This is a genomic window from Falsiroseomonas bella (assembly GCF_003173615.1).
In the GTDB taxonomy this organism is placed as follows: domain Bacteria; phylum Pseudomonadota; class Alphaproteobacteria; order Acetobacterales; family Acetobacteraceae; genus Falsiroseomonas; species Falsiroseomonas bella.
The window spans coordinates 811820-831669 of the sequence record NZ_QGNA01000003.1 but is presented as its reverse complement, the minus strand read 5'-3'; the positions used below and the strand labels follow the sequence as shown (position 1 = coordinate 831669).

Annotated in this window: 20 protein-coding genes; 17 read left to right on the top strand and 3 right to left on the bottom strand. The window is 72.6% G+C overall.

The annotated features are described in order from the left end of the window. Window positions 1-19: 19 nt before the first annotated feature. On the bottom strand, window positions 20-1261 hold the full coding sequence (locus DFH01_RS16520; protein WP_109871528.1) for a patatin-like phospholipase family protein: 1242 nt from the start codon (window positions 1259-1261) through the stop codon (window positions 20-22). Between the two features lie 116 nt (window positions 1262-1377). Between DFH01_RS16520 and ruvC the strand changes: the two genes are divergently transcribed. The 12 genes from ruvC to ftsH all read left to right on the top strand — a co-directional run bounded on the left by ruvC (window position 1378) and on the right by ftsH (window position 12861). After that, the gene (ruvC, locus tag DFH01_RS16515) at window positions 1378-1902 is read left to right on the top strand and encodes a crossover junction endodeoxyribonuclease RuvC (protein ID WP_109871527.1); all 525 of its coding nucleotides are present in this window, start codon (window positions 1378-1380) and stop codon (window positions 1900-1902) included. Beyond that, on the top strand, window positions 1899-2522 hold the full coding sequence (gene ruvA / locus DFH01_RS16510) for a Holliday junction branch migration protein RuvA (protein ID WP_109871526.1): 624 nt from the start codon (window positions 1899-1901) through the stop codon (window positions 2520-2522). Before ruvC ends, ruvA begins: the two co-directional genes overlap by 4 nt. Continuing rightward, the gene (gene ruvB, locus DFH01_RS16505) at window positions 2519-3571 is read left to right on the top strand and encodes a Holliday junction branch migration DNA helicase RuvB (protein WP_109871525.1); all 1053 of its coding nucleotides are present in this window, start codon (window positions 2519-2521) and stop codon (window positions 3569-3571) included. Before ruvA ends, ruvB begins: the two co-directional genes overlap by 4 nt. A 147-nt stretch (window positions 3572-3718) precedes the next feature. After that, window positions 3719-4174, top strand: a complete 456-nt coding sequence (locus tag DFH01_RS16500) for a YbgC/FadM family acyl-CoA thioesterase (RefSeq protein WP_109871673.1) — start codon at window positions 3719-3721, stop codon at window positions 4172-4174. Between the two features lie 49 nt (window positions 4175-4223). Continuing rightward, on the top strand, window positions 4224-4985 hold the full coding sequence (gene tolQ, locus DFH01_RS16495; RefSeq protein ID WP_109871524.1) for a protein TolQ: 762 nt from the start codon (window positions 4224-4226) through the stop codon (window positions 4983-4985). A 4-nt stretch (window positions 4986-4989) separates the two neighbouring features. Then, entirely contained in the window at window positions 4990-5493 is a 504-nt protein-coding gene (gene tolR / locus DFH01_RS16490) for a protein TolR (protein ID WP_109871523.1), read from the top strand. A gap of 10 nt (window positions 5494-5503) precedes the next feature. Continuing rightward, window positions 5504-6607, top strand: coding sequence for a cell envelope integrity protein TolA (tolA, locus tag DFH01_RS28490; RefSeq protein WP_109871522.1), 1104 nt, complete (start codon window positions 5504-5506; stop codon window positions 6605-6607). Beyond that, window positions 6604-7980, top strand: a complete 1377-nt coding sequence (tolB, locus tag DFH01_RS16480) for a Tol-Pal system beta propeller repeat protein TolB (RefSeq protein WP_109871521.1) — start codon at window positions 6604-6606, stop codon at window positions 7978-7980. Before tolA ends, tolB begins: the two co-directional genes overlap by 4 nt. Window positions 7981-8127: 147 nt before the next feature. After that, window positions 8128-8604: a peptidoglycan-associated lipoprotein Pal gene (pal, locus tag DFH01_RS16475; protein ID WP_109871520.1), complete on the top strand. Its 477-nt coding sequence runs from the start codon at window positions 8128-8130 to the stop codon at window positions 8602-8604. Between the two features lie 109 nt (window positions 8605-8713). After that, window positions 8714-9565, top strand: coding sequence for a tol-pal system YbgF family protein (locus DFH01_RS16470; protein ID WP_109871519.1), 852 nt, complete (start codon window positions 8714-8716; stop codon window positions 9563-9565). Beyond that, window positions 9537-10802 (top strand): tRNA lysidine(34) synthetase TilS, encoded by a 1266-nt coding sequence (gene tilS, locus DFH01_RS16465; protein ID WP_109871518.1) that lies wholly within the window; start codon window positions 9537-9539, stop codon window positions 10800-10802. The genes DFH01_RS16470 and tilS overlap by 29 nt, the downstream gene beginning before the upstream one ends. 130 nt (window positions 10803-10932) lie before the next feature. Further along, on the top strand, window positions 10933-12861 hold the full coding sequence (gene ftsH / locus DFH01_RS16460) for an ATP-dependent zinc metalloprotease FtsH (protein WP_109871517.1): 1929 nt from the start codon (window positions 10933-10935) through the stop codon (window positions 12859-12861). 75 nt (window positions 12862-12936) lie between these two features. Here ftsH and DFH01_RS16455 read toward each other — a convergent pair whose 3' ends face one another. After that, the gene (locus tag DFH01_RS16455) at window positions 12937-14115 is read right to left on the bottom strand and encodes a calcium-binding protein (RefSeq protein WP_109871516.1); all 1179 of its coding nucleotides are present in this window, start codon (window positions 14113-14115) and stop codon (window positions 12937-12939) included. Between the two features lie 274 nt (window positions 14116-14389). Between DFH01_RS16455 and folP the strand changes: the two genes are divergently transcribed. The 5 genes from folP to DFH01_RS16430 are packed head-to-tail and all read left to right on the top strand — an operon-like array spanning window position 14390 to window position 19502. Then, a complete protein-coding gene (folP, locus tag DFH01_RS16450) occupies window positions 14390-15448 on the top strand; it encodes a dihydropteroate synthase (protein ID WP_233256136.1) in 1059 nt (352 codons plus the stop codon). Window positions 15449-15458: 10 nt separating this feature from the next. Beyond that, on the top strand, window positions 15459-16853 hold the full coding sequence (gene glmM / locus DFH01_RS16445) for a phosphoglucosamine mutase (RefSeq protein WP_109871514.1): 1395 nt from the start codon (window positions 15459-15461) through the stop codon (window positions 16851-16853). Then, window positions 16853-17674: a bifunctional hydroxymethylpyrimidine kinase/phosphomethylpyrimidine kinase gene (gene thiD / locus DFH01_RS16440; protein WP_109871513.1), complete on the top strand. Its 822-nt coding sequence runs from the start codon at window positions 16853-16855 to the stop codon at window positions 17672-17674. The genes glmM and thiD overlap by 1 nt, the downstream gene beginning before the upstream one ends. Next, a complete protein-coding gene (locus DFH01_RS16435; protein ID WP_109871512.1) occupies window positions 17671-18552 on the top strand; it encodes a PhzF family phenazine biosynthesis protein in 882 nt (293 codons plus the stop codon). Before thiD ends, DFH01_RS16435 begins: the two co-directional genes overlap by 4 nt. Before the next feature lie 5 nt (window positions 18553-18557). Then, window positions 18558-19502, top strand: coding sequence for an SLAC1 family transporter (locus DFH01_RS16430; protein ID WP_109871511.1), 945 nt, complete (start codon window positions 18558-18560; stop codon window positions 19500-19502). 10 nt (window positions 19503-19512) lie between these two features. Here the strand turns inward: DFH01_RS16430 and DFH01_RS16425 are convergent, their stop codons facing one another. Beyond that, window positions 19513-19677, bottom strand: a complete 165-nt coding sequence (locus DFH01_RS16425; protein ID WP_109871510.1) for a DUF1328 domain-containing protein — start codon at window positions 19675-19677, stop codon at window positions 19513-19515. Between the last annotated feature and the right edge of the window lie 173 nt (window positions 19678-19850).

The window sequence follows — 19850 nt, the reverse complement described above, 5'->3', positions numbered from 1 at the left end:
GGCGCTTGAGGCCCCAAGATTACGCCGCGCCGGGCGGAATCCGCGTCCAGTCGAAGCCGCGCCGCGCGCGCTCGAAGCCGTAATCATAGAGCGCGCGCATATAGGCCTGCTCGAAGGGCACGGTGTATTCGGTGGTGAAGTCGCTGCCGATAAAGGCCAGGTTGAAGTCCACGCCGTCGCGCTGCGCGGCGAAGTAGATCCGCATGACGTCGTTGTAGCCGCTCGAGCCGATCATCGTGGTGATCGCGCGGGCGGCGATGGAGACGGTCCGGCGGTCCGTGGCGGCCCATTCGGAATCGAGGCGGCCGTTGCGGATCACCCAGGCCCGGGCCGGCGTGACGCGGCGGCCCTGCGCGATGGCGTCGCGACGGCCGCGCGTGGCGACGGCGGGGTAGAGGAAGGCCTGGGCGAAGGCCCCGCCATCCACATGCATCTCCTGGTGCTTCACGCCGTCCAGCTCCACGTCGAACAGCACCGGCGGGAAGGCGCCCGGGATGGCCGCGGAGGCCAGAAGGATGCGGCGCACCGTGTCCAGGGCACGCGGATGCCCGCTCTTGGCGATGGCGCCGATGTTCCAGAAGACCGGCACCTGCGCGTCGATGTCGGCGCTGGCGACCATCAGCAGGCGCCCCTCGTCGTAGCCGGCGGCGATGCCGGCCATCATCTCCGCGTCGAGGTATTCGGAGATCATGCGGAACAGCGGCGTCGAATCCGCCATGGCGTCGTCCCACAGCGCCGCAGTGAACCAGCGGCGAACCAGGACGCGATCCGGCGTGATTTCCGTGTAGACCGCCTTGAGCTTGGCGTCCCAACCGCTGCCCAGGAAGGCGAAGGGCGCGGTCAGCGCGCCGGTGCTGACCCCGGTGACCAGGTCGAAGACCGGCCGGCCGCCATGCGCGGTCCAGCCGTTCAGCAGCCCGGCGCCGAAGGCCCCGTTCTCGCCGCCGCCGGAGATCGCGATCAGGTCGAGGGTGGGCAGGTCGGCGGTCCGGCTGACGCCCAGATGCCGGGCCTGGCGCTGCAGCGCCGCGGTGATCTCCCGGTCGAAGGCGTCGAAGCCGCCGGGGCTGTCGGGCCGGAAGCGCTCATTCGGCAGGCCGAGCACGCTGACGGCGCCGCTGCGCCCGCGCGGCACGGGCGCTTCGCGCATCGGCAGGGCGCAGGCGGGCAGGCCGGCGCCAAGCGCCAGCGCGCCGGCGCCGCGCAGCAGGCTGCGTCGCGCCGGGGATCGCACCCCGCGGGAGGCTGGCCAGTCGGGCATCGGCGGGACTCCGGGCCGGAAGGAAACGCGCCGGTATCTAGCGCAGGCCGGGCGGGCGGTGGAGCCCGGACGCGGCGGGCATCCCTTTCCCGGGCCGCAGGGGCTATGCAGGGCGCATGGCGCCGCCGCCGATTCGCATCCTGGGCCTCGATCCCGGCCTGCAGCACACCGGCTGGGGGCTGGTGGAGCATGACGGCTTCCGGCTGCGCTTCCTGGCCGATGGCGTGGTCTCCACCGCGCCGGGTGAGGAACTGGCGCGGCGGCTGCTGGTGCTGCATCGCGGGCTTGCCGAGGTGATCGCGCAATGGACGCCGGACGAGGCGGCGGTGGAGCACACCTATGTCGCGCGCAATCCGGAAAGCGCCCTGAAGCTCGGCCAGGCGCGCGGCGTGGTGCTGCTGGCGCCGGCACTGGCCGGGCTGGTCGTGCGCGAATACGGCGCGATGGAGGTGAAGCGCGCGGTGGTCGGAACGGGGCATGCGGCGAAGGAGCAGGTGCAGGCGATGGTGCGGCAGTTGCTGCCCGGCGTGACCTTCAAGCGTGCCGATGCGGCGGATGCGCTGGCGATCGCGATCTGCCACGCGCATCACCGCAGCACGCGGAATGCGTATTCGGCGGCGGTGGCGAGGGCGCGGGCGTGATCGGGTCGCTCAGGGGCGTTGTCGAATCCGTCCACGACGGCGGCTGCGTGCTGGACGTGAACGGCGTCGGCTATCTTGTCGCCTGCTCGCGCAAGACGCTCGACCGGCTGACGGCGAAGGAGGGCGCGCAGAAGCTGCTGGTGGAGACGCGGGTCAGCCAGGATGCAATCACCCTCTTCGGCTTCTTCGACGCGGCGGAGCGCGAGGCCTTCCGGGCGCTGATCGAGGTGAAGACGGTCGGGCCGCAGAAGGCGCTGCTGGTGCTCTCGGGCCTGTCGCCGAGCCAGCTCGCCGCGGCGATCGCGGCGAAGGAGCGCAAGAAGCTCTCGGAGGTGAAGGGGCTCGGCGCCGCCACGGCGAACCGCATCATCGACGAGCCCGCGATGCAGAAATGGGCGGTGGGCCGCGCGACGCCGGAGGCCGACGGGCTGGGCGGCATCGCCCTTGCGGTGCCGGCGGCGGAGGGCGGGGAGGCCGATGCCGTCTCGGCGCTGGTCAATCTCGGCATGAAGCGGCCGGAAGCGAGTGCGGCCGTCGCGCGCGCCGCGAAGCGCGTCGGCAAGGACGCCGCGCTCGAGGCGCTGATCACCGAGGCGCTGAAGGAGATGGCGCCGCGATGAGTGACGAGAGGCTCACCGCCGGCGCGCGGCAGGAGGAGGACGCGACAGAGGGCAGCCTCAGGCCGCAGACGCTCAAGGAGTTCATCGGGCAGAGGACGCTGCGCGAGAATCTCGAGGTCTTCGTCGGCGCCGCGCGGCAGCGGGGCGATGCGCTGGACCATGTGCTGCTGTTCGGGCCGCCGGGGCTTGGCAAGACGACGCTCGCACAGATCGTGGCGCGCGAGCTCGGCGTGGGGTTCCGCGCGACCTCGGGGCCGATCCTGCAGCGCGCCGGCGACCTCGCGGCGATCCTCACCAACCTGCAGCCGCGGGACGTGCTGTTCGTGGACGAGATCCACCGTCTGCAGCCGGCGATCGAGGAGACGCTCTATCCCGCGATGGAGGATTTTCGCCTCGACCTGATCATCGGGGAGGGGCCGGCGGCGCGCACGGTGCGCATCGACCTGCCGCCCTTCACGCTGGTGGGCGCGACGACGCGGGCGGGGCTGCTCAGCCAGCCGCTGCGCGACCGCTTCGGCATCCCGCTCCGGCTGCAATTCTACGAGGTTGACGAATTGTTGCTGATCGTCCGGCGCGGTGCCGAGAAGCTCGGCTTCCACCTCGCCGAGGATGGCGCGCTGGAGATCGCGCGGCGGTCCCGCGGGACGCCGCGCGTGGCGGGGCGGCTGCTGCGGCGGGTGCGGGATTTCGCGCAGGCCGCCGGCCGCGCGGCGGATCGCGCGATGGCCGATGCGGCGCTGGCGCGGCTGGAGGTGGATCGGCTCGGGCTCGATGCGCAGGACCGGCGCTATCTGCGGCGCATCGCGGAGCATCACGGCGGCGGGCCGGTCGGCGTGGAGACGCTGGCCGCCGCGCTTGCGGAATCGCGCGACACGCTGGAGGAGGTGATCGAGCCCTTCCTGATCCAGGAGGGGCTGGTGCTGCGCACCCCGCGCGGGCGCGTGCTGGGCGAGCCCGGCTGGCGCCATCTGGGCCTGACCCCGCCGGCCGGCTTCGGCGCGCAACTCGACCTGCTGGCCTCGATGCCGCCGGCGGACGGCACCGAATGAACGGAGATCCAGGGCCGCGAATGCGGCCCCGCGCACAGACGAACCATCGATAGAGGAACAAGAGTGCGTAGGCGCATCACGCCGAAGGCGTGCCTTCGGCACGACGCCACGCCTGCGGAGCAGGCGTCGGCGTCTCAGGCCACGAAAATGCCAGCGCACCGCCATGCGGTGCGCGTCTATTTCGAGGATACCGATGCGGGGGGAGTCGCCTACCACGCCAACTACCTGAAATGGGCGGAGCGGGCCCGGACCGAATCGTTGCGTGCCATGCACTTGCCCCATGCACTTATGATGGAGCGTTACAATGCGATGCTTGTGGTGCGGCGCATCGAAGTGGCGTATGTGCGGCCGGCCCGGCTCGACGAGCCCCTGATCGTCGAGACGCGGATCGTTGCGCTCGGCGCCGCGACGCTCGACCTGGACCAGCGTGTGGTCCGGGAGGAGGAGGGCGGGGCCGAGTTGGCGCGCCTGTCGGTCGGGCTGGTCTGCGTGCGCGGCAGCCTGGACGGCGCGGCGGGCGGCGCGGATGGGCTGAGGCCCGCCAGGATCCCCGAGCCCTGGCGGCAGGCATTGGGCGCGCTGCTGGCGCGGCCCGGGACATGAGGGTGGTCGCAAGCCAGGGCGGCCGGCGGTTGGAGAGGAGGCCCAGGCCTTGGGCAACGTAACGCAGACCCCGCTCGCCCAGGCGGCGCACGACCTGTCCCTTTGGGGGCTGTTCCTCCAGGCGGACTGGGTGGTGAAGGGCGTGATGATCGCCCTGCTGCTGGCCTCGATCTGGGTCTGGGCGATCGTGTTCGAGAAGGTGACGACGCTGCGCCGCATCCGCCGCGCGGCCGACGGCTTCGAGGACCGGTTCTGGTCGGGCGGCAGCCTGGAAGAGCTCTATGTCCGGGAGGGCGAGCAGCCGAGCCACCCGATGGCCGCGGTATTCGGCGCGGCGATGGGCGAATGGCGCCGCTCGACCGGCCGCGGCTTCGGCTCGGAGCTTGCTGTCACCGGCACAAAGGAGCGCGTGGAGCGCGCCATGGCCGTCGCGATCTCACGCGAGATGGATCGGCTGGAGCGGTGGATGATCTTCCTCGCGACCGTCGGCTCGGCAGCGCCCTTCATCGGCCTGTTCGGCACGGTCTGGGGCATCATGAACTCATTCAGCGCCATCGCGGGGATGCAGAACACCTCGCTCTCCGTGGTCGCGCCCGGCATCGCGGAGGCGCTGTTCGCGACCGCCATCGGCCTGATCGCGGCCATCCCGGCGACCATCGCCTACAACAAGTTCGCCTCCGACTTCGGGCGCTTCGCGGTGCGGCTGGAGGCCTTCGCGGCCGAGTTCTCGGCGATCCTCACGCGCCAGTCGGAAGCCGCGGCCGAGCCCGCGCAGCCGGCCCGCCCGGCGCCCGCGCCGGCGGCGGAATAGCGCCATGGCCGGCGGGCTGATGGGCGGCAATGGCGGCGGGCGCGGCCGGCGCTACCGCCCGATGAGCGAGATCAACGTCACGCCCTTCGTGGACGTGATGCTGGTGCTGCTCATCATCTTCATGGTGGCCGCGCCGCTGATGACCGTCGGCGTGCCGGTGGACCTGCCGCGCACCGCCGCGACGCCGCTGAACCAGGAGCAGGAGCCGCTGACCATCACGGTGGACAGCGAGGGCCGCATCTTCCTGCAGGAGACCGAGGTGCCGATCGAGAACCTGGTGCCGCAGCTCCAGGCCATCCTGGCGAACCAGCCGCAGGGCCAGCCGGAGCGGCGCATCTTCGTGCGCGGCGACCGCGCCATCTCCTATGGCCGCGTGATGGAGGTGATGGGCACCGTGAGCGCGGCCGGCTTCCAGCGCGTGGCGCTGCTGGCCGAGCAGCCGCAGGGAACGCCCGCGCGAAGCCCCGCCACCCGTCCCGCCGGCGCGCCGGCGCAGCCGGGGCGCTGAGCCTCGCGCGATGAGCGGGGTGGCGACCTTCTCGCTGGCCTTGGACCCGGACGACCGGCGGCTGAACCGCTGGCTCGGCGTGTCGCTGGCGCTGCATGTCGTTCTGGCGCTCGCGGCGGTGCTCTACGGCTATGTGAAGCCGCTACCGCCGCCGCTCGAGGTGCCTGTCACGGTGGAGTTCACCTCTCCCGTGCCACCGCAACAGGCGCCGGGCGAGCAGCCGGCGCCCGCGCCCTCGCCGGTGCCCTCGCCCGAGCCGCCCGACACCAGCGTGCCGGACCTGGCGGCGCCGCCGACCACCCAGCCGCCGCAGCCGACGCCCCCCCCGCCGCCACCGCCGCCGGCGCCGACGCCGGTTGCGCCGACCGTGCCGGTGCCGCCCGCGCCGACCCAGGTGGCGCCGCCCCCGCCGCCGCAGGTGGCCGCGCCCCGGCCGGAGCCGATCCCGCCCCCGCCGCCGCCCGCACCGACGCCGCAGGCGACCCCCACGCCGCCGCCGCGCCCCGCGCCGCCCGCCCCGGCGCAGGCCACGCCGTCACCGCCGGCGCCCGCGGTCGCGGAGCGGCCGAGCGAACCCCTGCCGCTGCCCCCGCCGCCCGCGCCGCCGCCGCCGACGCCGGCGCGCACGCCGGGCACGGCCCAGACCCCGCCCGTGCAGCGCCCGCAGGAGAACAGCCGCAGCGTGGACAACACGCTCGAGCGGCTGCGCCAGCAGCAGGCGCAGCAGCGCCCGCCCACCGCGCGCCCGCAGCCCCAGGCCGGCCGCCCCGCTTCCGGCGGCGGCGCGCCGACCGGCACGGCGCAGCTCACCCAGGGCGAGATCCGTGGGCTCGCCGAGCAGATCGGCGAGTGCTGGAGCGTGGATGCCGGGATGCTCGGCCTCGACCAGATCGTGGTGGAGCTGCGCGTACAGCTCGACGGCCAGGGCAATGTGCGCAACGTGGTGCCGGGCGACCGGGGCGTGCCGAGCGATGCACGTGCTCGTGCGGTCTACGAATCGGCGCGCCGCGCACTCTTGTCCCCGAACTGCAACCCGCTCAGGGTCCCGGCCGACAAGATGCAGACCGTCATGGCCTCAACCTTCCGCTTCAACCCGAGGGGTCTCGTGCGATGAGCCTCCGTTCCCCCTTCCTGCTCACCCGCCGCCACGCGCTGTTCGGCGCCGGCGCGGCGATGGTGGCGCCCGGCGTGCTGTCCTGGCCGCTGATGCCGAAATCCGCGATGGCGCAGGGCGCGGTGATCGACATCACGCGCGCGCGCACCGACCCGATCCCGATCGCCATTCCGGCGATGGCCGGCGCCTCGGCCGATGCGCAGCGGCTCGGGCGCGACATCGCGAATGTGATCCAGACCAATCTGCGCAATTCCGGCCTGTTCCGCCCGGTGGAGCGCCAGGCCTTCATCCAGTCGCCCGAGGCGGCGGCGGCGACGCCGCGCTGGCAGGACTGGCGCGTGATCGGCACCCAGGCGCTGACCACCGGCCGGGTCGAGGCGCAGGGCGACCGCGTGCGCGTCGAGTTCCGCCTGTTCGACGTGCTGGCCGAGCAGCAGATCCAGGGCACCGCCTTCACGGCGCCGGCCGCGCAGTGGCGGCGCATCGCGCACCTGATCAGCGACGTGATCTATGAGCGGATGCTGGGCGAGAAAGGCTATTTCGACACCCAGATCGTCTACATCTCCGAAAGCGGCCCGCGCGACCGGCGCACGCGGCGGCTCGCGATCATGGACCAGGATGGCGAGAACCACCGCTTCCTGACCGACGGGCGCTTCCAGGCGCTGACGCCGCGCTTCCACCCGAATGCGCGCCAGATCGCCTTCATGAGCTATCTGCGCAACGAGCCGCGGGTCTACCTGTTCAACCTGGACAGCGGGCAGCAGCAGGTGCTCGGCAGCTTCTCCGGCATGACCTTCAGCCCGCGCTTCTCGCCCGATGGGCGCAGCGTGATCCTCTCCGCGGCGCGCGGGGGCGATGCCAACATCTTCATCGTGGACCTGGCCAGCCGGCGGGAGCGGCAGCTGACCTCCGGCGGGTCGCTCGACGTCTCGCCCTGCTTCTCGCCGGACGGGACGCAGATCGTGTTCAACTCGGATCGCGGCGGCGACCAGCAGCTCTATGTGATGGGCGCGGACGGCTCGGGCGTGCGGCGCATCTCCTTCGGCAACGGGCGCTACGCGACGCCGGTGTGGTCACCGCGCGGCGACCTGATCGCCTTCACCCGCATGGCGGGCGGCCAGTTCGCCATCGGCGTGATGCGCCCCGACGGCAGCGGCGAGCGCATCCTGTCGGAGGGCTGGGCCATGGAAGGCCCGACCTTCGCGCCGAACGGCCGCGTGCTGGCCTTCTACCGCGAGACGCGGGCGCGGGATTCGCGGGGCGGCGGCTATTCCTCGCGCCTGGCGCAGATCGACATCGCCGGTTTCAACGAACGGCAGATGGTGACGCCGTCCGATGCCTCGGACCCGTCCTGGTCGCCGCTGCTGTCGTGAGCGGCAGGGGCGGCCGGGCGGGTTGCGCGTCCGGCATGGCCCCGCTGCGATCTTGACGGCGCGCGAATCGTTGACCGGGCCGGCCCGCATGGGTAACGGCCCAGCCACCGCCCGCAGGGCAGGCATCACGCAAGGGGTCGTTTCCACATGAAGATGAAGCTGATCGGCGCACTCGCCGCCATCGCGCTGCTCGGCGCCTGCCAGAGCGGCGACGAGAACGCCGCCGCCAGCGGCGCGGGCTCCGCCGCCAACGGCGCCGCCCCGCGCCCGGGCAGCCAGGAGGACCTGGTCGCGAATGTCGGCGATCGCGTCTTCTTCGACTTCGACCGCAGCAACATCCGCGCCGACCAGCGCCCGGTGCTGGAGCGCCAGGCGGCGTGGCTCGGCCGCTACCCGCAGGTGCAGGTGAGCGTTGAGGGCCACACCGACGAGCGTGGCACGCGCGAGTACAACCTCGCCCTCGGCCAGCGCCGCGCCAATGCGGCGCGCGACGTGCTGGTGGCGGGCGGCGTGGCGCCGGCGCGCATCTCCACCATCTCCTACGGCAAGGACCGCCCGGCTTCGCTCGGCTCCAACGAGGAAGCCTGGGCGCAGAACCGGCGCGCGGTCACCGTCGTTCGCTGACGGCGGGGTCCGGCCGGGCGCTGCCTCGCCCGGCCGGGACGCGTCCTGACACGATCGCGCCCGGGCCGGCAGGAGCCGGTCCGGGCGTCGCGCTTTCGGGGGAAACGCCATGCGTCTTGTGATTGCCGCCCTGCTGATCGCCCTGCCGGGCATCGCCGTGGCGCAGGTCGACAGCCGCGAGGGGATCGCGCTGCAGAACCAGATCCTGCAGCTGCGCCAGGAGGTGGAGATCCTGCGCCGCGGCGGGCTTTCCGCGCCGCAGCCCTCGACCGGCGGCGTGCTCGCCGCGCCCATGCCCTCCCGCCCCGCGGGCGCGCAGGGCGACCTGGTGCCGGCGCTGCTCGACCGGGTGCAGCGGCTGGAGGAGGAGCTGCGCAGCGTGCGCGGCCGCGCCGAGGAAGCGGAGTTCCGCGAGCGGCAGCTGCGCGAGCGGGTGGAGAAGCTGGAGGGCGACATCGACTTCCGGCTGCAGCAGCTGGAGGGCCAGCGTCAGGGCGCGGCGCCGGCGGCCCGCCCGCCCGCCGCGGCGGCAGCGGCACCCGCAGCCGCCGCCGCCAGCCCGGCCACCGCGGCGGCGCGCACCCCGCAGCGGGCGCTGGCCGAAGGCCAGGCGGCGCTCGGCCGGCGCGACTTCACGACGGCGGAGGCCGCGGCGCGCGAGGTGATCGGCAGCCGCGACACGGCGCGGATCGCCGATGGGCAGATCCTCCTGGGCGATGCGCTGATGGGGAAGCGCGACTTCGCGGGCGCGGCGGTCGCCTATGACGACGCGCGCCGGCGCAACCCGCGCGGCTCCCGCGCGCCGGAGGCGACGGTCGGCATCGCCAATGCGCTGATCGGCCTCAACAACAACCGCGACGCCTGCACGCTGCTGAACGAGCTGCGCAGCAGCAACCCGAACCTCTCGGGGCCGGTGGCCGAGCGCGCCGCCAATGCGCGCCGCCGCGCCTCCTGCCGCTAGCCGGATCGGGCCCGGCCCGGCCGCCGAGGCGGCCGAACCCGTCACAAAGGGCGAATTCGACGCGCTGATGGCGCCGCTCGGCCCCTTCGGGCCGACACCCGTCATGCTGGCCGGCGTCTCGGGCGGGCCGCACAGCCTGGCGCTTGCGCTGCTGACCGATGCCTGGGCGCGGGCGCGCGGCGGCCGTCTCCTGGCGCTGGTCTGCGATCACGGGCTGCGGCCGGAAAGCGGCGAGGAGGCGGCCGGCGTGGCGGCGATGCTGGCACGGCGGGGGATCGCGGCGCGGGTCGAGTCGCTCGGCCTGACGCCCGGGGCTGGCGCGCAGGAGCGGGCGCGGGCGGCGCGGCTGCGGGCGCTGCTGCGGGCCTGCCGGGCGCAGGGCGCGCCCTGGCTGCTGCTCGGCCACCACCGGCACGACCAGGCGGAGACGCTGCTGATGCGCGCCCTGGCCGGCAGCGGCCCGGCGGGGCTGGCGGCGATGGCGACCGTGCGGGCGGAGGCCGAGGCGCTGGTGCTGCGCCCGCTGCTCGGCGTCGCGCCCGCGCGGCTGGAGGCGGTGGTGGCCGAGGCCGGGCTCGAGCCGGTGCGCGACCCCTCCAACCGGGATGCGCGCTTCACGCGTATCCGGCTGCGCGGCGGCCTGGGGGAGGGGGCCGTCTCCGTCCTGGCCGAGACCGCGGCCCGCTTCGGCCAGCGCCGCCGGCGCATGGCCGCACAGGTGGCCGGGCGGCTCGCCGGTGCGGCGATGCTGCACGACGCGGGCTTCGCCCGACTCGACCTGCCGGCGCTGGGGTCCGACCCGGTGGCGCGGGCCGCCCTGTCGGCGCTGGTCCGGGTGGTGGCCGGCGCCGCCTATCCGCCGCCCGAGGCCGCCGTTGGCCGGCTGCTGGCGCAGGGGGAGGGGACGCTTGCCGGGGTGGTGCTGCGCCGCGGAGGGCTGCTGCTGCGGGAGGCGGCGGCGCTCGGTCCGCCGGTGGAGGCGCGGGCCGGGGCGCTGTGGGACGGGCGGTTCCGGCTGGTCGGCGCGCCCCCGCCGGGCGCAATGATCGGGGCAGCGGGGGAGGCGGCCCGGCGCCTCAAGCGGCCGGGCTGGATGCCGGCCGGCGTCGTCCCGACCCTTCCGGCGCTTTATGTGAACGGAACGCTGGCAGAGGTCCCGGCGCTGGCCTATCGTATTGCTTCATGTCGTGCGGACAGCGCCTTCCGCTTCGCGCCTGCGGGCGGGGCGATGACGTGATCCGCCCCGCCGCGCCGGCCGGGGCAGGGGACGACGTCGCGCCGCAGCAAGGCGGATGGAAGAACGGCGCCGCCACCCTATCTACACGACGGCGCGGCCCAGCCGGGCTGCGAGACATGGGAATCAACAGGTGAACAATTTCGGCCGCAATCTGGCGCTCTGGGTGATCGTCGCGCTGCTGCTCGTGGCGCTGTTCAACCTGTTCCAGCCCGCCTCCGGGCCGGGCCGGGCCTCCCAGCAGGTGGCCTATTCGGACTTCCTGAACGAGGTGAATGCCGGGCACGTCCGCGACGTGACCATCCAGGGCCGCACGGTCACCGGCCAGCTCTCGGACGGGCGCACCTTCCAGACCTACACGCCGGAAGACCCGGCCCTGGTCAGCAAGCTGACGGAGAAGGGCGTGCGCGTCGTCGCGCGGCCCGAGGACAGCGACGTGAACCCGCTGTTCCACTACCTGCTGTCCTGGTTCCCGATGCTGCTGCTGATCGGCGTCTGGGTGTTCTTCATGCGCCAGATGCAGGGCGGCGGCGGGCGGGCCATGGGCTTCGGCAAGTCCAAGGCCAAGCTGCTGACCGAGAAGCAGGGCCGCGTCACCTTCGAGGATGTGGCCGGCATCGACGAGGCGAAGGGCGAGCTCGAGGAGATCGTCGACTTCCTCCGCGACCCCCAGAAGTTCCAGCGGCTGGGCGGCAAGATCCCGAAGGGCGTGCTGCTGGTCGGCCCGCCCGGCACCGGCAAGACGCTGCTGGCGCGCTCCATCGCCGGCGAGGCCAACGTGCCCTTCTTCACCATCTCGGGCTCCGACTTCGTCGAGATGTTCGTGGGCGTCGGTGCCTCCCGCGTGCGCGACATGTTCGAGCAGGGCAAGAAGAACGCGCCCTGCATCATCTTCATCGACGAAATTGATGCCGTGGGTCGTCATCGCGGCGCCGGCCTCGGCGGCGGCAATGACGAGCGCGAGCAGACGCTGAACCAGATGCTCGTCGAGATGGACGGCTTCGAGAGCAACGAGGGCGTCATCATCATCGCGGCCACCAACCGGCCGGATGTGCTCGACCCCGCGCTGCTGCGCCCCGGCCGCTTCGACCGGCAGGTCGTGGTGCCGAACCCCGACGTGAACGGGCGCGAGAAGATCCTCCGCGTCCACATGCGGAAGGTCCCGCTCGCTTCCGACGTGGACCCGAAGGTGATCGCGCGCGGCACGCCGGGCTTCTCGGGTGCCGACCTCGCCAACCTGGTGAACGAGGCGGCGCTCCTCGCCGCGCGGACCGGGCGGCGGACCGTCGGCATGCACGAATTCGAGTCGGCGAAGGACAAGGTGCTGATGGGCACCGAGCGCCGCAGCCTGGTGATGAGCGAGGCCGAGAAGCGCATGACCGCCTATCACGAGGCGGGCCACGCCCTGGTGGCGCTGCACGAGCCGGAATGCGACCCGGTCCACAAGGCCACCATCATCCCGCGCGGCCGCGCGCTGGGCCTCGTGATGTCCCTGCCCGAGGGCGATCGCTACTCGATGCACAAGTCCAAGCTGAAGGCGCAGCTCGCCATGGCCATGGGCGGCCGGGTGGCGGAGGAGCTGATCTTCGGCCCGGACAAGGTGAGCAACGGGGCGGCGGGCGACATCAAGATGGCGACCGACCAGGCACGGCGGATGGTCACCGAATGGGGCATGTCCGAGAAGCTCGGCATGATCGCCTATGGCGACAACAGCCAAGAGGTCTTCCTCGGCCACTCCGTCACGCAGTCGAAGAACGTGTCGGAGGAGACGGCGCGGCAGATCGACGGCGAGATCCGCGGGATCATCGACAGCGCCTATGAGCGTGCGAAGAAGACGCTGTCGGAGAACATCGACGAGCTGCACCTGCTGGCGAAGGGCCTGCTGGAGCATGAGACGCTCTCCGGCGACGAGATCCGGTCGGTGATCAAGGGCGAGCCCGTGGTGCGCAATCGCCCGGACGAGCCGGCGCCGACCCGCGGCTCCGTGCCGAGCTCGGGCCGTTCCCCCACGCCGCGGCCCTCGGCCGGTCCGTGGAGCGGGGCGCCGGCGCCCGGCACCTGATCGGCGGCGCGAAGCTGGCCTGCGAGAGGCGAGGGGCACCGGCCCCTCGCCTTTTTTCGTTGCCGGCTATCGCGTCTACAGCGGTATCCACCACTGCCAGACGGTCTGCGGCGCGGCGTCGGGGCTGTTGGGCTGGTGGGTCAGCAGGTCGTAGAGCTGCTGCAGATTGACGTAGTTGGCGTATTCGATGTTGCCGTCCTGGTGCAGCCGGGCGTTGAGGAAGACGTCGTTCGACGGATCCGCATCGTTGTCGATGCGGCGGAAGACGAGGTTCAGCCTTCCGTCGCCATCGATGTCGTAGCCGCCGAGGACGCGCAGGCGATCCTCGGTCAGGTCGGCGGTGACCCGCTTCTGGCTGTCGAACTCGCTGCCCGGGGCGTGGGTGCCGTTGGCGACGAGCGGGTCGATATAGGTGCCGACGATGCGCGTACTGCCGCCGGCGCCATAATCGCCGGTGTCGATCGAGCCCGTGGTCTGGCCAAGCTGTTCCAGGGTGGCCCAGCGGCCGCCATTGCCGTCCTGGTCGGGGTTGACGAGGATGTATTCGGGCCGCCCGTCGCCGTTCACGTCGGCGACGCCCATCAGGTTCCAGCTGTCATTGGCGAAGTCGTTGCCGTCGTAGTCGCGCAGGTCCCAGTTGCGCCCCTCGGCGATGCCGAAGTCGAGGGTCATCGGCTGGCTGCCGCCGAAAGCGAGGAAGCGGTCGCCCGGAATGGCGTAGCCGATCGTGTCGAGCCTCTCATGGGCGATCGCCCAGCCATGCTCGAGGTTCATGATGTCGTAGTCAGTGACGGGCAGGGTGGTGGCGGTCATCACGCGCGTGACCGGCACGCCCGCACCGGGCAGGTGGTGGTCCAGGCTCACGGTGGAAATCGAGGCGGTGGACCACGTCGCATCGGGGAAGCGCAGGAACTCGACCTCGTAGAGCCGCGCGTCGTTCACCAAAATCGTGCGGTCGTCGAAGCGCGAGATCTGGTAGGAACTCGACAGGCTGTTGAACTGCGCTGTGTCGGTGCCGGAGCCGCCGATCAGCGCGTCACGGCCGCCATTCCCGATCAGAAGATCGTCGCCTGGTCCGCCATCGAGCGTCTCGGTGAAGACGCTGCCGATGAGCGTGTCGTTGCCGCTGAGGCCGAGGAGCGCGTCGCGGACGATGTAGGTCCCGACGTAGACCTCGAGGCGGTCGTTGTAATCCGTTCCGCTCAGCGTCTCGTCGAACTCGACGCAGCCGAACAGGGTGCAGATGAGGACCATGGGCGGGCTCCTTTCCCTGCCATGCGCGGCTGCGGATCCCCGCGCGCGCCTTTGCCGATCGGCTGCTTCGTGAGAACCAGCATCCATAAGAGAATTTCAACGTTCATTGATTCGCATCAATGGGCCGGCGCGGTTCCGGCGCCGGGCCGGCCTCTGCGCGGCTTGCCGATCGCGGACCGAGGCCGCAGCATGACGCGATCGCCTGCTCGTTCGGGCACGTGCCGAGATCTCCATGCCCGCTCCCACGCAAGACCGAGGCGCTTCGATGCAGTCCATGAGGGTCGAGCCGCTCGGGCTGCTGCGCGGCCGGGCTGCGGACTTCGCGCTGGCCGCGGACCTGGCGCTGCCGCTGGCCGGCGGGCCGGCCGCCTTCACCATGGTGCGGCTGCTCGGCGCGGGCGCCCCGGAGGGGGCGCTGGCGCTGGCCGATGTGCCGGCGGATTGGCAGCAGCATGTGATGGCGCTGACCAGGGCGCTGCCGCCCTTCGCCGGCCTGCCGTCCGGACGGCCGCTGGTGATGGGCGTGGTGAATGTCACGCCGGACAGCTTCTCCGATGGCGGGCGGCATCTGGACCCGTCGCGCGCCATCGCCGTCGGCCATGCCATGCTGGAGGCGGGCGCGGACATCCTCGATATCGGCGGCGAGAGCACCCGGCCCGGCGCCGAGCCGGTGACGCCGGAGGAGGAGCAGCGGCGCATCCTGCCGGTGATCAGGGAACTCGCGAAGGCCGCGACCGTCAGCGTGGACACGCGCAATGCCGCGACCATGCGCGCCGCGCTGGAGGCGGGGGCGGAGATCGTGAACGACGTCTCTGCCCTTCGGCATGATCCGGAGGCGGCGCGGGTGGTCGCGGAGAGCGAGGCCGCGGTGATCCTGATGCACATGCTGGGCGACGACCCGCGCACCATGCAGGACGACATCCGCTACGAGGATGCGGCCCTGGAGGTCGCGGAGTTCCTGGCCGCCCGCGTCGCCTGGGCCGAGGCGCAGGGCATCCCCCGCGGCCGCATCGCCGTGGACCCCGGCATTGGCTTCGGCAAGCGCACGCCCGAGAACCTGGCGCTGATCGAGCGCCTGCCGATCCTGGCCGGGATCGGCTGCCCGGTGGTGTTCGGCGCCAGCCGCAAGCGCTTCATCGGGGAACTGTCGGGCGTGGCCTCGGCGGAGCGCCGGCTGGCCGGCAGCCTCGCGGTGGCGCTCGCGGCCGCGGAGCGCGGCGCGGCGGTGCTGCGCGTGCATGACGTGGCGGAGACGGTGCAGGCCCTGCGGGTCGCGGCCGCTTGCGAGGCGGGGGCCGCGCCGCCGGTGGACGCGGAGGCGGAGGAGGAATAATCAGCCCGCCATGACGACGCCCGCCCGCAAGCTCTTCGGCACCGACGGCATCCGGGGCACGGCCAACCGCCCGCCCATGGATGCGGCGACCGCGCTCCGCCTGGGCCAGGCGGCGGGCCGGTTCTTCAACCGCGGCAACCACCGTCACCGCGTGGTGATCGGCAAGGATACGCGCCTGTCGGGCTACATGATCGAGCCGGCGCTGACGGCGGGATTCATCGGCGCGGGCATGGACGTGATGATCGTCGGGCCGCTGCCGACGCCGGCGATCGCGTTGCTGACGCGGAGCCTGCGCGCCGATCTCGGCGTGATGATCTCGGCCTCCCACAACCCCTATGAGGACAACGGCATCAAGCTGTTCGGGCCGGACGGGCTGAAGCTCTCGGATGCCGAGGAGGCGCAGATCGAGGCGCTGATGGGCGCGCCGGACCTGGCGGACAACATGGCCTCGCCGGGCAAGCTCGGCCGCGCGAGCCGGATCGAGGACGCGCCGGGCCGCTACATCGAGGCGGCGAAATCCACCTTCCCGAAGGGGCGCAGCCTGGAGGGCAAGCGCATCGTGCTCGATTGCGCGAACGGCGCCGCCTACAAGGTGGCGCCGACCGTGCTGTGGGAGCTGGGCGCGGAGGTGGTCTCGGTCGCCGTCGCGCCGGACGGGCTCAACATCAACCGCGAATGCGGGGCGACGGCGCCGCAGAAGCTGGCGGAGCTGGTGAAGGAGCGGCGCGCGGATCTCGGCATCGCCCTGGATGGCGACGCCGATCGGCTGGTGCTGTCCGACGAGCTGGGGCGCATCGTGGATGGCGACCAGATCCTGGCGCTCATCGCCGGCTCCTGGCACCGCGACGGCAGGCTGCGCGGCGGCGGCATCGCGGCGACCGTGATGTCCAATTTGGGGCTGGAGCGGCACCTGCAGGGCATGGGCCTCGCGCTGCATCGCGCCAAGGTGGGCGACCGCTACGTGGCCGAGGTGATGCGCGAGACGGGCTGCAACCTGGGCGGCGAGCAGTCCGGCCACATGATCCTGTCGGACTTTGCCACGACCGGCGACGGGCTGGTCGCGGCGCTGCAGGTGCTGGCGCTGCTGGTGGAGGAGGAGCGCCCGGCAAGCGAGGTTTGCCGTCGCTTCGATCCGCTGCCGCAGAAGCTCGTGAACATCCGCTATGCTGGCGCCTCGCCGCTCGGCGATGCCGAGGTGCAGCAGGCGATCGAGGCGGCGGGCGCGAAGCTCGGCAGCCGCGGCCGCGTGCTGGTGCGCGCCAGCGGGACGGAGCCGCTGATCCGCGTGATGGCGGAGGCGGAGGACCAGGCGGAGATGCAGGCGACGGTGGACGATCTGGCCGCGCTGATCCGAGCGCGGGCCGCCGCCGCGGGCGCGGCGCGCAAGGTGCAAGCGGCGGAGTGATGGCTCCTTCCGGGAGGGTTCTCGTCTGCGCCGGATCGGATTCCGGCGGCGGGGCGGGCATCCAGGCGGACATCAAGGCCGTGACGGCGCTCGGCGGCTTCGCGATGACGGCGATCACCGCGCTGACCGCGCAGAACACGCTCGGCGTGCATGGCGTGATGGGCGTGCCGCCCGACTTCATCCGGCTGCAGATCCGCGTGGTGCTGCAGGACCTCGGCGCGGATGCGATCAAGACCGGCATGCTGGCCGACAGCGCGACGATCGACGCGGTGTGCGACGCGCTGGCGGAATTCGGGCCGGGCATCCCGCTGGTCGCCGATCCGGTGATGGTGGCGAAGGGCGGGCATCCGCTGCTCGCACCCGAAGCGGTGGCGACGTTGCGCGCGCGCGTGCTGCCGATGGTCGCCGTGATCACGCCGAACATCCCCGAAGCGGAGGCGCTGTCGGGCGTCGCCATCGGCGATGTGGCGGGGATGCATCGGGCGGCGGAGACGCTGCTGGCGATGGGCGTGCGCGCGGTGCTGCTGAAGGGCGGGCATGGCAGCGGCGCGGTGCTGACCGACCTGCTCGCGACGCAGGACGGCACGGAAGTTTTCGAGAGCGCGCGGCTCGAGACGCGGCACACCCATGGTACGGGCTGCACCCTGGCGTCCGCGTTGGCCTGCGGCCTGGCGCAGGGCATGGCGCTGCGCGACGCGGTGATCCGCGCGCGTGCCTATGTGCGCGCGGCGATGCTGGCCGCGCCGGGCTTCGGCGCCGGGCATGGTCCGCTCGGCCATGGCGTCACCGTGGATCCTTCCCGCGTCGAGGGCCTGTCGTGAGAAAGTACCGCTTCGTCACGCTGGACGTGTTCACCGACACGCGCTTCGGCGGCAACCCGCTGGCCGTCTTTCCCGATGCGCGGGGGATGAGCGACGCCGAGATGCAGGCGCTGGCCGCCGAGTTCAACCTCAGCGAGACGACCTTCGTGCTGCCCCCGGAACGCGCGGAAAACACCGCGCGGGTGCGCATCTTCACGCCGAAGGTGGAGATGCCCTTCGCCGGTCATCCGAATGTCGGCACCGGCTACGTGATCGCGTCCGAAAGAGGCGGTGACCTGCTGCGCTTCGAGGAGATCGCGGGCCGCGTCGAGATCCGCATCGCGCGCGACGCCGCGGGCGCCGTGACGCAGGCCGACATCGCGGCGCCGCAGCCGCTCTCGCTCGGCGCGGAGTTCACGCCCGTGCAGCTTGCGCCCTGCGCCGGCCTCGAGCCCTGGGAGGTGGTGACCGAAAACCACCGACCGGTCGTCGCCTCGGTCGGCAATCCCTTCGTGCTGATGGAGGTGACGCCGGATGCGCTGACCCGCGCGGCGCCCGCGGATGCCGAGTTCCAGCGCGTGATGGCCGCGATGCCGCAGGTGGCGAAGCGGCTGGCGATCTATCTCTATGCCCGCGATGGCGCGGCTCTGCGCGCGCGCATGTTCGGCGGCGGGCTCGGCGTGAAGGAGGATGCGGCGACGGGCAGCGCGGCGGTCGCGCTCGCCGCGACGCTCCTGCATCTCTCGGGCGCGGACCGCGGTGCCTGGGACATCGTGCAGGGCGTCGAGATGGGGCGGCCGAGCCTGCTGCGCAGCACCGCGCATCGCGCGGCCGACGGCATCCGCTCCACCGTCGGCGGCGGCTGCGTGAAGGTCATGGAAGGCGAGGCGTTCCTTTGACGGCCATGACCCACGCCGCATCGCGGCCGACGCTCGCGCATCTGCCGCTGCCGCTGCTGGCGATGCCGATGGGCCTTGGCGGCGTCGGCCTCGCCTGGCGGCAGGCGCATGCGCTGCTTGGCGCGCCCGCGGCGATCGGGGAGGCGCTGCTGCTGCTGACGGCGCTGGTCTGGATCGGCGTGGTCGCGCTGCAGGTCGCGCGGCTGCTGCACCACCCGGAATCGGTGATCGAGGAGATCGGGCATCCCGTCCGCGTCTCCTTCGCCGCGGCGCCGACGATCGGGCTGATGATCCTCGCCGCCGCGGCCTTCCCGCATGCGCCGGGCCTCGGCGCGGCGCTGTGGAGCATCGCGGTGGCGGTGCATCTGCTGGTCGCGATGCTGCTGCTGCGTCGCGTGCTGAGCGGGCGGGGCGATCCGGCGATGATCGCGCCGCCGCTGCTGATTCCGCTCGTGGGCAACATCCTCGCGCCGGTCTTCGGCGTGGCGATGGGCTTCCATCACATGTCCTGGATGATGTTCGGCATCGGGCTGCTGCTGTGGCTGGCGGTGCTGCCGCTGCTGCTCTACCGCCTGTTCGCCGGCCCGGCGCTGCCGCTGCCGCTGGTGCCGAGCCTGGTGATCCTGGTGGCGCCGCCGGCCGTCGGCGCGGTGGCGGTGGCGGCGCTCACCGGCACTCCCTTCGGCCCCGCCCTGGCGCTGGCAGGCGTCGCGCTGCTGCTGGTGGCCGTGCTGCTCGCCATGGCCGGGGAGATCGCGCGGATCCCCTTCGGCATGGCCTGGTGGGGCACGACCTTCCCCTCAGCGGCCTTCGCCATCATGCTGATGACGCTGCGCTTCCCGCCCTGGCTCTGCTGGCCCGCGCTGGCCTTCGCGACGCTGCTGACCGGCTGGGTGACATGGCGCACCGCGCTGGCGGCGCGCGCCGGCGCCTTCTACCGCCCGGAGTGATGCGCAGCCGTCACGCGACGGCGAACAGGCTCAGCAGGAACAGGATGATCGCGATCGCCAGGAAGAGGCCGAACAGGATCTTGGCGACGCTGCCGGCCGCCGCGGCGACGCCGGTGAAGCCCAGCGCGCCGGCAATCAGCGCGATCACGAGGGCGATGATGGCCCAGGTCAGCATGAAGCCTTCTTCCTTCCGCTTGGGGTGACTGGCGACGCACCGCATGGGCGTCGCTGCCGGGGCCCGGTCGTCCGTTCCTCCGGGCGTCGCGTTCCCCGCCATAACGGGGTGCAAGCGGATGGGTTGCGGCGGACGCAGCCGCTTGCGGCACGGGAGGCAGGCGGCTAAGCCTC